Source organism: Paenibacillus sp. MAH-35 (genome assembly GCF_058135425.1).
The window spans coordinates 56,941-71,363 of record NZ_JBYUPU010000029.1; the positions used below are offsets into that span (position 1 = coordinate 56,941).

Annotated in this window: 6 protein-coding genes; 1 reads left to right on the forward strand and 5 read right to left on the reverse strand. The window is 55.1% G+C overall.

The features are described from left to right. Positions 1 to 75: 75 nt before the first annotated feature. From AC3Y2E_RS24520 to acpS, 4 genes are all read right to left on the reverse strand, one after another. Positions 76 to 4,860: a fibronectin type III domain-containing protein gene (locus AC3Y2E_RS24520; RefSeq protein WP_379215081.1), complete on the reverse strand. Its 4,785-nt coding sequence runs from the start codon at positions 4,858 to 4,860 to the stop codon at positions 76 to 78. A 186-nt stretch (positions 4,861 to 5,046) separates the two neighbouring features. Next, the gene (locus tag AC3Y2E_RS24525; protein ID WP_379215083.1) at positions 5,047 to 6,120 is read right to left on the reverse strand and encodes a response regulator; all 1,074 of its coding nucleotides are present in this window, start codon (positions 6,118 to 6,120) and stop codon (positions 5,047 to 5,049) included. After that, a complete protein-coding gene (locus AC3Y2E_RS24530) occupies positions 6,092 to 9,139 on the reverse strand; it encodes an ATP-binding protein (RefSeq protein WP_379215085.1) in 3,048 nt (1,015 codons plus the stop codon). Before AC3Y2E_RS24530 ends, AC3Y2E_RS24525 begins: the two co-directional genes overlap by 29 nt. Before the next feature lie 477 nt (positions 9,140 to 9,616). Beyond that, positions 9,617 to 10,012 carry a holo-ACP synthase gene (gene acpS, locus AC3Y2E_RS24535; protein WP_379215087.1) on the reverse strand — a complete coding sequence of 132 codons (396 nt, stop codon included), beginning with the start codon at positions 10,010 to 10,012 and terminating at the stop codon, positions 9,617 to 9,619. Between the two features lie 216 nt (positions 10,013 to 10,228). Here acpS and bioA point away from each other — a divergent pair, with 216 nt between their 5' ends. Continuing rightward, complete coding sequence (bioA, locus tag AC3Y2E_RS24540; RefSeq protein ID WP_379215089.1) at positions 10,229 to 11,599, forward strand: adenosylmethionine--8-amino-7-oxononanoate transaminase; 1,371 nt, start codon at positions 10,229 to 10,231, stop codon at positions 11,597 to 11,599. 122 nt (positions 11,600 to 11,721) lie between these two features. Here bioA and AC3Y2E_RS24545 read toward each other — a convergent pair whose 3' ends face one another. Further along, on the reverse strand, positions 11,722 to 14,193 hold the full coding sequence (locus AC3Y2E_RS24545) for an O-antigen ligase family protein (protein ID WP_379215091.1): 2,472 nt from the start codon (positions 14,191 to 14,193) through the stop codon (positions 11,722 to 11,724). Positions 14,194 to 14,423: the final 230 nt, after the last annotated feature.

Consider the following 14,423-nt stretch of genomic DNA (forward strand, 5'->3'; position numbering starts at 1 on the left):
AAAGGCTGCCGAATCCCGTTCGGCAGCCTTGTCTTAATCGGTATGAAGCTGGCTCGTTTGCAAGAAACACGCGGATTAGATTAACCCGGCTTTTTGCAGCAACCGCTGCACGATCGCAGCCGTCTCCGCCCTTGTAATATTGGCCTGCGGTCTTAACTGCTCGCCGCTTCCCTCTACGATGCCGTAGCGGATATTGAGCGCTGCGGGCAGCGCGGCCCAATCGCTTAACAAGTTCTGATCGGAAAATGCGGCTAACAGCTTCTCCTGTTGTCCGGAAGCAACCGACAGGTCCATTCCGATCAGCGTCATCGCCTTGGACAGAATGGTCATCGCCTCCTGCCTGGTGATCTTCCGATCCGGACCGAACGTGCCGTCCTCGTATCCTTGCACCAACCCGTAAGAGGCTCCGATGGAAACGGCCTCGTAGCTCCAATCCGACGATTTCACATCGTTGAACGCCGGAGCTTGATCCGCCTTCCGAAGACCAAGCGCTCTGACGACGATCGCCGTGAATTCCGCCCGCGTAATCTCGTGGTCCGGCTTATACTGCCCGGCCGTTGCTCCGTTGACGACCAGTCGCGTCGCCATATCGTCGATGCTGGCTTTGGCCCAGTGGCCGGCAATGTCGTCAAAGGTTTTTACGTTGTAGATGACCGCGTAGCTGCTGTTGGTCAAGCTGTTGATTACCGCATAATAGTTCCCCTCAAATTGCGTCACCTTCGTCGGCACATGCGCAAGCGTGCCGTCCGCCTTCAAAACGACGCCCGTCGTAATCCGAGTCGGGTCCACGCCCTCCGGAATCGCAATCATCCGTTCCACGTAGGAGTCAAACTGATTCACCTCGACGGCCTCATCGCCGGTAACCGCTCTTACCGTAAAATCGTGCGGCGGCACGACCACGGTCAGTTCATCGCTGGCGGCGGCATTTTGGACAACGCGCACCGTGTCGGAAGTCGAGACGGCTACTTCGATTCGGATGGCAATGTTCTCGAGCGCTTCAGTTTTACCGAGCTGTTCCGAAACCGCGTCGATCTGAATCTGCGATGCCGGAATGATGTAGATGCCATAAGGCGTTTGGAGTCGTACAACCCCTTGTTTTTGTTCCAGGCTTTTCACCATCCGGCCGTTCAGCTCGCCGATGATCGTATCCGCATTCGCCGTGACCGGAATCGTAATGACCGCGCCCGAGCCTTCGGCCGCAAGCTTCTCGTCCAGCTTCTTCGGATCGAGTGCAACCGTGGTGACTTTCCTGTCGTTCACCGTTGCTGTCGTCAATACCCCGGCGTTTTCCGTTTTTCCATTGACGTACACGATCGCGGTCGTGTCCGGGTTAACGGACGGTGTGGATGGCTGGGATGGCGCTGACGGCTCTGAAGGTGTCGGCGGCGAGTTATCCCCGTCGCTGTCGCCGCCGGAAGACAAGCTTGGCGTAACGGCATTGGACGGCTCGGAAGCGGCGCTGCCGCCCAAACGGTTGATCGCTTTCACCGTGAACGTATAAGCCGTGCCGTTCGTCAGACCTGTGACCGTAATCGGGCTCGTCGTTCCGGTTGCGGTGATATTCCCGGGCGATGCTGTCACTTCGTAACCGGTGAGCGCGAATCCGCCGTTATCGGTCGGAGCCTGAAACGTAACGGTTGCTTGCCCGTCGCCTGCCGTCGCAGAAACCGGATACGGAGCGGATGGAGCCGCGCCCGGAACGGTGCTTCCTTCGTTCGATGCCGCGCTGTCTCCTCCCGCATTCATCGCTTTGACGACAAAGTAGTACGTCGTTCCGTTTGCAAGATCCGCTACAGAATGCCCGTAAACCGAGCCGCCTACCGTGGCAATTTCCGATCCATACTGGCCGGACGTCGTGCTGACGTAGATTTTATACCCCATCGCGCCGCCGACCGGATTCCAGGAAAGAGCAGCTTGTCCATTGCCTGCAACAGGTGCGTTCAATACCGGCACTCCCGGTAACGGCACTTGCGGCGTTGCGCTTCTTTCGTTCGATGGCGGGCCGTTCACTCCATCGTACTTCGCTTTGACGACAAAGTAATACGTCGTTCCGTTTACAAGCCCCGTCACCGCATGCTCGTATACCGAGCTGGCCACCGTCGTCATTTCCGTTCCGTACTGGCCGGGTGTCGTGCTGGCGTAAAGGGCATACCCCGTCGCTCCGTTTACCGAGCTCCAGGAAAGCGTGACTTGTCCGTCACCCGCAACCGGAGTATGCAGGATCGGCGATACAGCCTCCATAATCTGGTCGTCCGCGATCGGAATCGGGGTCCATTGGAGAATCCCGTTGCTGCTGTCGACCTCGACCACATACAGATACTGGCCGTTCGTCGCTTCCATATTGCCGTTTATGGTCAACGTCTGCGTATACCCAAGGACGGCCGCGTCTGCTCCGACCGCCGGCTGCATGTAGGAATCCGCATCGCCGATCGCGTATTTATAGCTGCCGCTGCCGGGCAGTTGAATCGCCTGCGTCGTTCCCGGAACCGTCCCCTTGGTGAGCTCGATGCCGGTTAAGGCCGGCGCGGCTACCGCAATCTGACTGTCCGATACGGCAATATCTTTCCATTTCAAAATCCGGTTACCGCTGTCCACTTCAACCACATACAAATGCTGGCCGCTGCGAACGGCGATGTTGCTGCTCAATGCGAGCGTCGCTGCGTAATTCAACGCTCCGGCATCCGCGCCAGTAAGCGGATGGGAATACACGCCGGCTTCTCCGATCGCATATTTGTATACGCCGGCGCCCGGCAGCTGCGTTGCTCTCGTTGTGCCGATATACTTGCCGGTGCCCCATGTCAAGCCGTCTAGCGAAGGAGCCAGCTGCGCGATCTGCTCCTCTGTGACAAGGACATCGCTCCATTTGACAATCTTGTTATGGGTATCGACCTCGACGACGAAAATATGCTGACCGCTGGTTACGGATATATTGCCATTCGTCACTAGCGAATTCGTATAGCCGAGCTGTGCAGCGTCGGCACCGCTGACCGGCTGCGTGAAGGAGCCTGCTGCGCCCAGCGCATACTTGTAAGTGCTTGTGCCAGGCAGCTGCGTGGCCTTCGTCGTGTCCGGCACGCTGCCCGGTGCCCAGACGAGGCCGACGATCGGAGGCGCAGCTGCGGCAATCAAGCTGTCGGCAATCGGAATGCCGGCCCACTTGAGAATACGGTTGTTGCCGTCCACCTCGACCACGAACACCCGTTTACCGCTTTGCATGGCAAAATCAACGTTTTTCTGAAGCGTTTGGGTATACGCGACGGCGGCGTCATCGCCTACCATCGGCTGGGACAGTGCATCCGGATCGGCGATTGCGTATTTGTACGTGCCTATGCCGGGCAGCTCGGTGACGCGAATCGTTCCCGGCGTGCTGCCGGTGCCCCATTCCAAACCGCTTAGGGTCGGCGCCGGCTGAGGGATCGCAACGCTTACCTCCGTCGAATAAGAGCTTTCCCCGTCGGCATTAACGGCCTTGATTGCAAAGTAATACGTGTTCCCTGCCTCCAGGCCGGTGGCCGTGTAGCTTCCTTGCGTGCCGGGGAGGGTTGCAAGCGGAGCGGAGCCATACGTACCCGACTGGGTTCCCATGTACACTTTGTACCCCGTGATCCCTGTTCCGACCGTCCAGCTAAGCGCTGCCGAATCGTTGCCGTTTCTTGTCGCCTGTACGCCGACAGGCGCCGGCGGTCCTTCCTTATACGCGGACACTCGGATTACACCCGAATGGGACCACACCATATAGAGCAAGTCGTCCGTGGGGACCACCGCGCCCATTCTCCCGTCCGTATAGCTCGATTCCAACCCGCTGCTGGCCGGTGTCCAATTTGTACCATCATAATACGTGGCCGTTGCAAGAAGAAGGGGGATACCGGTGCCCGGGTTCACCCAGTTGGCAAACAGCTTGTCGTGAAATACGGTAAGGAACATGTATTGCGGAGTAACATTCGGTGGTGCCGGGAATGTCCCGTCCCCTACCCAACTCCAGCTCGTTTCGTTATATGCTTTTATTTTATAGGCCGTGTCGGTTTTCCAGACCGCGTACAATAGACCGTTGTAGGTTTGCATTTTTGGCAAAACGGCCGGAGCTGTCGATTCGCTAATGCCATCCGCACCCGATACGCTATGCCAAATACCGTTTGCCGCTCGTTTCATGACAGGAATATAGTAGGAATAAGGGCTGCTGCTTAACTGCTCGCCCCAAGTCAAATAAATCTCATTGTTATGAACGGCAAAAGCCGGGTTCGATACCGTACTGTTCGATTTCAGCGAAATAATGGATTCATTCGTCCACGTGCCGTTATACTTCTTAACTTGGATGCTGCCATTCTCGACCCACGATGCGTACAAGAAACCGTTGTGTGCGGTCATGGCAGGCATATACCCGTTCCGGCTGCCTGCAGACCCGTTGAGCGGAGTCGGTGTCTGGCCGCCGGTTAACGGCACCCACGCGTTGCCCTGCAACTTTTTGACGTAAATTGACCTTGGCGAGATCCCCTCTTCCCAGATCGCATAGAGTTCATTGTCGTACACGGCCAAGAATGGGGAGGATACGTGTTCGAGCGGATCGGGGCTCACATTCAGGGGTGTTCCCCCGTCGGCGCTCACCCACTGCCCGTCCTCCGATTTCATGACTCGAATCGCATTGGTGGAGGACATCATCATATCCTGAACCGATTCCACAAAAATCGTATACAATTGATTGTCGAACATGACTGCATGCGGAAGAGCGGCGCTTTTATTCGGTAAGTCGGGACTCGTCCCGATTCCTCCTCCGTCAACGGAGGTCCATCCGGGGCCGCTTGCGGGGTCCGCATGCCCGATAGCAGGCTGGATGGTGTTCCATAGCAACAAGATCGTGAGCAATGAGAAGAACCATACTCGCCAGAAAGAGTTTGATTTTGCGTACATCATTTTGCTTCCATTCACCTCGTTGTTCAATGTGGATGATAGAACTTCATCCCCAATGTAACAAACGGGCACTCAACATTTTTACAACATCCAACTTTTATCGCCCCAATTCGACAATGAACGGTCGCCTACGCCCAAGCTTTACGCGTCATCCAACAACATTCGCTCTTTCATCGCTTTCGTCTGCCGGGCTCCGGCTTGGTCGCCGCCCCGGTTCAAGCAGTCGATCAGCATGTCGTAGTATTCTTCCCGGCTCGGTTCAAGCCGGATCAGTTGGCGAAGAATCATGGACCGCACATCGGGCGAAGCGTTATCCAGTGCCTGGACCATGCTGGATATCCATGTCAAGCGCAGCTCCATTCTGCGGGCGTCGGCCCATTGATAATGCTCGGTTTCGAAATAATCCCCGGTATACAGCGGCAGCGTTTCTTTCCATTCCTTCTCGGAAAAGCCGTCCTGCATAGAGTCCGATAGCCGGTCGACATCGCTTTGGATGATCGAACTATGAATCCAATACCGTTCGTCGCCGTACATGACCATATCGGGATACCCTTCCGACTTGAACATGCTCCGCAAATAATAGAGAGACGTATGGAATAGCCGTTGGCTGCGCTCTACCGGATACTCCGGCCATAACTCCTCCAGGATGACATATTTGTACACCGGTTGGCCTTGATGATGCCAGAGGAGAGCGAAAAGCTCTTTCGTTTTTTTCGTCCGCCACGTCATCAGCCGGCCGTCGGCCGAGTAAAGCTCCATGCTCCCCAGCACCTTAAGCGCTAGCGGCGCTTCCCCGCTGTCGCCGGTTTGCCCTTCGGATTTGGGAACTAAGCCGCTTGGATTCATTTTTCTTTCATGCAAATCCGCAAATCGGGACAACGCTTTGACCAGCTTTTCCTTGGCAACGGGTTTGAGCAGGTATCCGATCGCATTCGTTTCGAAAGCGTCGATCGCATAGTGATGGTGCGCGGTCACATATATAATTTCAACGTCGGGACAACGGGCAAACAACGCTTCTGCGGCTACAAGACCACTGATTCCCGGCATCTCGATATCCAAAAAAATCAGATCGGGAAGCAGACGGGCGCATTGTTCCAGCGCTTCGGACATGAGTTGGAATTTGCCCACAACCGTAACGCCGCCAATCTCCATAAGCTGAATGTCCAGGACGTCCAAAGCAATTTCTTCATCGTCGATCAGTATCGCTTTCCACATCAGAATCCTCCGTAATATAAATCGTAATTTGGGTGCCCGCACCCACCCGGCTGCTTATGTCCAGCTTCCGTCCATACTTCATTTGCAGCCGGCGGTTTACATTGCCGATCCCGATTCCGGCGGCATGCCCATTTTCGAGCATCACCAATGTTTGTTCATCCATGCCGACGCCGTCATCCTCCACCGTAATTTCTAACCCGTGCTCGCTGCGGCGAACGATAAGATGCACGGTTCCGCCTTCGGGTTTCTGTCCGATTCCGTGACGAACCGCATTTTCGACGATGGGCTGCAGGATGAGCGGGGGCAGCAGGCTTTGCGCTTTTTCATCGATACTGTATTTGACCTTTAGCCGCTGGCCGAAACGAAGCTGTTCGATCGCAAGATAGGCGCGAACGAGCTCCAGTTCCCGTTCCAACGGTACCGTCTCGCTTTGGAATACGAAGGTGAACTTGGCGCGGAGGTAGACGGTCAAGTGCTGAATCGTTTCCCGGAGCTTGTTGACATCCTTATAACTAAGCCCGACCAGAGCATTCAGACTGTTATACAGAAAATGCGGAGTAATTTGCGCCTGCAGGAAATCCATTTCCCTGCGAACCGCCCGTTCGGACGAGCTTTTCATCGCAAGCAGCGACTGCACGCGCGCCTTTAATTCCGCCAATTCGAACGGTTTCTGCAAAATATCGTTGGCCCCGGCCGCGAAGGCGGCTACGATGTCCCCCGTCTGCCCCGAGGCGGTCAGCATCAGCACCGGAAGCTCGGCGAGTCCGTGCAGCATGCGGATTTCCCGGCATACGTCCAGCCCCGAAACGCCCGGCATCATCAAGTCCAAGAGAACCATATCCGGCTTCTTGCGGCGCAAAGCGGCCAGCGCCTCCTCGCCTCCGCCAACAGCCGTATAGGCATGTTTCATGGAGCCAATAGCATCCATCGCCACTTTCAGATTGGAAGGCTCGTCGTCGACGATCAAAATATGAAACGCCGTCTCCGGAACGGCTTGCGCCATGACGGACGGCGAAGGCGCGTCCGGCTCCTCCCGATTATCGGCTGCTGCAGCCTCATCCGCCATGTTCGGAGCAATCGGCAAGGTGAACGTAAACCTGGAGCCCCGCCCCGCTTCGGACTGCACTTCCATCTGGCCCCCTTGCAAGTCGACCAATTGTTTGGAGATGCTGAGTCCGAGCCCTATGCCGTCACGAGAATCGGCATATGCCTCATCGTATTGGAAGAAAGGCCGGAACAAACTGCCCATCGCGCTCGGAGGTATGCCCCTCCCCGTATCCGCAATCGAGACGGCCAGCATCGCTCCCCGTACTTCCGCCGATATGGACACCTGACCGCGATCGGTGTATTTCAACCCGTTTTCCAATAAATTATGTAAAATTTGCCGCAGACGATTCTCATCGGCCAACACAAAGGGAAGTGCGGCAGGCAGCTCGTTGACCAGCCGGACTTCGCTATTGACAGGTGCGATCGATAACGTCTCGATAACGAAACGAGTCGACATGTTCAAGTCTACGGGCTTCGGATGGATGGAGAGCTGACCGTGCCGAATCCGGTTCATATCCAGAATATCGTGCACCAACCCGGCGAGCCTTCGCCCGATCAGATGAAGCAGCTTTATATTTTCGCGATGTTCCGGGGATAGCGGCCTCTCCTTGTTGTCCAGCAGCGATTGCGACAAATTGATGATTCCGTGCAGCGGGGTGCGAAGCTCGTGCGACGTTTTGGCCAAAAACTCGTCTTTTTGACGATCGTACACGATCAGTTGCTCCGCTAACCGCTCGTTCTGCAGGGAGGCCTCCCGGGACCGTTCGGACATCAGAAACGACTGTGACAAAACAAGAAGCAACGGCGTTACGATCATATAAAACGGGTTGTCCAAGGCGAGCTGGTAACGCGTCTGGGCATACACCCAGCTAATAAGAAGAAAGAATACGCCGAGCAAAATATAATAAACATGCACTCCGCGATCCCGGTTGCGAAAAATCCAAACAAAAATGAAAGCAAAGGCAACGATTTGCAGCACGATCCCCAACCACAACAGATCGACCAAAAAATCGTTCGGAATGACAACCAATACACAAAGGTATCCGAAGGAAACTCGGGATAGCACCTTAAATCCCGATCCCCGTTCGTCCAAATAGGAGTGCACGTAGTAAACAAAAAACAAGATCGAGTAATAAGGAAGAATAAAGAGCATCTTCTGCAGCGGCGGGAACGAGATCGACGGCAGCATCGTCGCCATGACGATTTCGTTGTCGATGCTGAAAAACACCCCCATCGTCAAACAAAACAAACTAAAAAACAACAGATAAGGCTCCCTGCGCCACTGCCGGAACATTCCGGCGAAATAAATCCCGAATACGAGCAAGGTCGTAATAACGATCATATCCGCCATCCGCGCGTTATCACGCCTGGCCAGCACGTCCGCCGTTAAACCGAATTCCGGCGCTTGCACCAAGCCGCCCTCCATGTACCGATAGCTCGCTACTTGAATAAGAATCTCAATCGTATTCGTCCCCGCTTGGATCGTTCCCATATAAGGAAGGTTGCTCGGAATAAACCGATCGCTCTGCAGATCCGGATTACCGGTACCTCCGAGGTCCTCTCCCCCCATATAGATGCGGCTCGACATGCGAATCTTTTTTCCTCGAAGGCTGTAATAATCCGGGTCGCTCACCTGGATCTGCAACCGGTACGTGCCCGCGCCGTATCCGCTGCCGGTTGACACGATGTCCTTCCAGCCTCCGGGAACCTGAATGATTCGGCGCTCCGCTTGTATCGCAGTCCCACCAAGACGGAATTGTTGCGGCGTTAACAGCGCATTCTCGTAAAACTCCCATTCGCCCCGCAGCGGAATGATTCCTTGCTGCTCAAAATTCCATTGTTGCGCATCCAGCACGCCGTCCCGGGCTTCCGGGTATTGGAACGTAGGATGCAGCCATTCATAGATGAATATAGTCGTAACAACGGCAAATACGCTGATCATCCCTATTAATACCGCTAGCTGTTTTCTCATTAAGCCCGTTTACCGTCCCATCTGCGTACTTGACTATCACGATTGTGGCACACACAAGTATAAGTATAGCATTCCTTTTAGTAGAATTAAGAAAAACCGTCCGGAGAAGTGAAGCGTCCGGACGGTCTTTGACTTGACGTGCAAACCCATACGTTTGTGCGTTGGAGGGAACAGGCAGCAGCTTTTCTTAGAAAAGATTCTTTCACTTTACCACTTGAACGTTTAATAAAATTAAATATCTTTAACGTTAACAAATAACGGAACTAAAACATCCGCTCTCGTTGCATTCTCCCATACTGGAGAATTAGCGGAAATCCTAGTTCCGTTATTCTTATCAGCGAACCGTATCCGTAGACAGTCCGATTGGAGTAACCAAGCCTCTACCCTTGCCACCCGGCGCCGGACAACAAACGGCGTAACATGCGGCACATTACCGGATCGGCAAGCATTGTCTAACCGAAGGAGATAACCTCCCTCTTATTCCGTCGTAGCCTCCGCCACAGCATATGCGCCTGCCATCGTGGACGAATGGGTGATGCTTAGATGGATCTGCAGCGGCTGCCGGCGACCAAGCCGCTCCCACGCCTCCGGCGTCAAGGAACATTCCGGCTTGCCGGACGCGTCCGGCAATATCCGGATATCCTGAAATCCGACGGCGCGGCCGAGCCCGCAGCCGATCGCTTTGACGACGGCTTCCTTCGCGGCGAACCGCCCGGCGACGAATTCGGCCAGCCTCGCTCCGCGCCGCTCGGCCGCGAGCTCACGCTCTTCAGGTGTCAACACCCGGGCCACGAACCGCTCCCCGTGAGTTTGCCCCAGCAGTTTTTTGATCCGGTCAATCTCCAGCAAATCGATTCCCACACCGACAATCATGTAAGCAAACTCCCTTTCTTCCTGCACACCGTATCCGCAACTTTGAATGCTACAGAAGTTATTATAGGGGAAACCGGAAAGCGCGTCTAATCCGTTATCGGAACGGCTGCTCACCCGCCTTCATTTACTCCGCTGCCCGCCTTGAGATATGATGAAGATAGCTAATGGGCTGTACCGGTCCATCATTCCACAGCAAGCAAGCCAAGGAGGATCACTATGACACCGGCAGACAAGCGCGAGCTGTTACATAAAGACCGGGAACGGGTATGGCATCCGTTCACTCAGATGAAGGACTACGCCGAGCGGGACCATCTGCTGATCGAGAAGGCGGAAGGACTCTACTTGTACGACGCCGACGGCAACCGGTATTACGATACCGTCTCGTCCTGGTGGGTAAACGTCCACGGACACGGACATCCACGGATCAAGCAGGCGATCGCCCGTCAGCTCGAGGACACGGATCATATCATGTTCAGCGGGTTCACCCATCGCCCCGCTATCGAGCTGGCGGACAAGCTGATCGGGATCGCCCCGCCGGGGCTCGGCAAAGTGTTTTATTCCGACAACGGTTCTACCGCCGTCGAGGTCGCTTTGAAAATGTCGTTCCAGTATTGGCAGCACGTCGGCCGTCCCGGGAAAACGAAATTCGCCTTTCTCGAGCACAGCTACCACGGCGACACGCTTGGCGCGGTTAGCGTGGGGGGCGTCGATTTGTATCACGCGACGTTCCGGCCGCTGCTCTTCAAGGCGTACCGGATTGAAGCCCCGCGTATCAGCCGGTGGGAGAACGGCAGTCCGGCGCCTGAAGCGGCAGAGCATGGCGTGGCCGAAGCGCTCGAAGCGGTGAAACGGCTGTTCGAATCGTCCGCGGACGAAATTGCCGGTTTCATCATCGAGCCGATGGTTCAGGCGGCCGGCGGCATCCTCATCCATCCGGCGGCTTATGTAGCAGGGGTGCGTGAGCTGTGCACCCGCTACGAGGTGCACTTGATCGCCGACGAAGTCGCAGTCGGCTTCGGCCGGACCGGTACGATGTTCGCCTGCGAGCATGCGGGCGTCACGCCGGACTTGCTGATCTTGTCCAAAGGGCTGACCGCCGGGATTATGCCGCTTGCCGTCACCTTGTGCACCGACCGGATCTATGAAGCGTTTTATGACGACTATGACACGATGAAAACTTTTTTCCACGGACACAGCTTTACCGGCAATCCGCTTGCCTGCGCGGTCGCGCTGGAAAGCCTCCGCCTGTTCGAGGAGGAGCGCGTCCTGGAACACGTTCGGACCGTGTCCGGAGCCCTGCGCGGGCAGTTGCCCCGCTTCGAGCAATTCCGGCATCTCGGCAATGTCCGCCAGCTCGGCATGATTGCGGCGTTCGATCTGGTCATGGACGCGGAATCCGGTCAGGAGTATCCATCTTCCGAACGGAGAGGCTACAACGTCTATCTCGAAGCGCTCAAGGAAGGACTCATCCTAAGGCCGCTCGGCGATACGATCTATTACTGGCTTCCTCACTGCACGAGCGAGGAACAGCTGCACGATATTGTCGACCGGACCTGTGCCGTCTTGGAGCGGTTAGGCTACCGGTAGACGGTGCGCTGCCGCATACTGTTATGCTACGGCGGAACTCCCGTAAAGCCCGCCCCTCCCCTAGACAAAACCTCCCTTCCACCATACGTGGCACGGGAGGTTTCGTTTTTCACTCTTCCAGTTTACTGCCAGACGGTCTCAACCAAATTCTCAATTTCCTGCTTTTCTTCCGGGTATCGGGCCGTGAACCGGTCATACAGCGCCTGATCGGCCTTCCCCGTCTTTTTTAATGTGGCTAAATACCAGCGCGTACCTGGTTTGTAGATCGACTCGTGGATGTTTTCATCGGTCGTCAAGCTTAAAAACGTCGCCGCTTGCTCGACATCCCCCCGTACGAAATGAAGCTGCCCGAATTGGAGCCCCAGAGTAGGCGTTACATAAAACGGATCGCCCGGATTTTGTCCCTCCGGCAAAGTCTCCAGCTTTTTCATCCTGGCCAAAATGTCCTGATGCAGCTCCAGCACCGCCGACCAGTGTCCGTTCATGACGTCCTTTTGCCCGGCCTGACGGGCTTGATCCCCTAACTGAATGTGCAAGGAAGCCGCCTTTTCATACATCGCGATGACCCAAGGGTGATCCCGCAATCCTGCCTGGATCAGCTCCAACGCATCCTCCAGCCGGTTTTTCTGCATATAATGCTTGTACTCGGCTTCGAATACGACCCGGTCGTACGGCTCCGTCGCTTTGATCGACTTCAGCCAGCGGGAGGCATCTTCATAATACGTCTCGTTGCCGGACTGATCGTACACCTGTCCCATAAAGTCCGTTCTCGCCAGCACATAGGAAGGATTGTCCGGCTGAAGCCCGAGCGCCTTGTCGAGCGGCACGAGCACCTCTTGAAGCGACTTGCCCTGCTGGGCCAGCTGCAATGCTTTATAAAATTCCCGGTTCGCCTTCCAATGAACGGCCGACAAGATCAGGAACACAACCGCCACCACACCGACAAATGCCGGGGGAACGAACCTGCCTTTCCGTTCCGCCTGTTTCATCCAACGCCACGTTACCGGCTGTGCGAATCCCGACGCCATGCCCCCCAGGCTAAGAAAAACAAGCGCGGACACATACACGTAACTCATCTCAAAGTCCATCATACTGTGGAATAAAATCGCCACCACGACCCCGTAAAACAACAAATTTCGTTCCCGATCGTCCGAACCCGCAGCAAAATAAGACTTGGCGAACCGGTAAAAAATCGAGCCGATCAACAGCAGCAGCAGTAAAAGCCCGAATATCCCGGTCTCCACCATATATTGCAGCACAAAGCTGTGAACCTGATTAATCGTGTACGGGTTGTTCGCATATTGCGGATATAAGACCGACCAGGCATTGCCGCCGGCGCCGAATACGGGGTAATCCGCAAGCGACTTGAACGTGTCCCGGTACATCGTAAACCGCTCCAGCACGCTATGCTGCTGCAGGTTAATGCTTTCCACACGCTTGCCGAGAGCTTCGGGAAGCAGCTTTGTCACCGAGGAGCCTCCGGCTAACAGCACTACACCAAGAACGATTCCGACTATAATTAGGCCGGGAACGTACAAGTTCGACCATTTGGCTGCGGATACCCGGCTCAATCCCCGGTCCAGATAAGGCATGACAAACTTATGTACAAGCACGATCACCGCACTGGCGGCTATAGACGCGATCAGCAGCAAGCTCCATCCGCTGAAGGACAGAGGGTCGAAGACCGACAACGTCTCCTTCACCTTAAAATCAGGACCCCGCCGCTCCAGCATCAGGTTCGTCACTTCCGTAGCGACCGCCTTGAGCTTGTCGGTAATCAGGAAGGAAGCCGCGCTCCCGATCAGCAAATAGGCGAAAAATCGAACTTGCTTCGCAAACGACAGAAACGGCAGGAACGCCAGCATAATAAACGGGAGCATGACCAAGCCGCCGCGCGATAAAGTCAAAAAGAAAGACAGCAGTACCGGAACCAGCATGAAGGCGTGAACGGCTGTCACATACCACCGGCGCGAGACCACGGTCAGGTACAAGCCGCATAAGAGAGGAATAATCAGAAATCCGGCATACGCGTTCGCGTACTGGAACACCGCTGTAAGACGCAGCCCCTCTCCGGTCAGCATCACTGCATCGTGGTAATACATATTGCCGAACATGTTCAGCACACAAAATCCGACTACGGCGTAAGCGGACACTACGATTCCATATTGGATCACCGAATTGCCGGACCGTTCACGAGCGAAAAAGAGACCGATCAGGAAAAAAAATGCATACATGATGTGCAGCAAAATATAGTTCTCGGCGTGATGCCGGGTTGCGGCAGCCATTAGCGGCAGTACAAAACTAAGCGGGATGCACCAAATCGCCACAGCGTACCAGTCCCGTACTTCATGCAGCCTCCAGCGGGTAAATAAATACAAAACAACCGGGAGCGACACCATCGCAGTCCAGAGCATCGAGGAATAAATCGCCCCCTCATATTGGACGTATGGACCGTAAAAAAGCCCGGTCTGATAAGGCGCGATAAACAAAAACATGAGCACGAAGCCGATCACGATCCAGTACAGGACGGAATGCTGGCCCTGCTGCTCCATCCTCTTCCTCTCCAAATGGTACTGATTGGTTTTCACACCCATAGGTCCTCATTCTCCCACTTTATTTCTATTTACAAAAGGCAGACCGGCGATACTACGTCAAAAACAGACAGTACCTGTTATTATTCGACCTCTTTCCTTATTTTCCTTTATCTTCCTGACATCTAGACAATAAAAACAGAGGCTCCCGAACCTTGGTCCATGTCTTTGTTGACGCTCATCGCTTCTATACCAGGTTGAATTCATGCAAAAAAGCCCGCAAACGCGGGCCA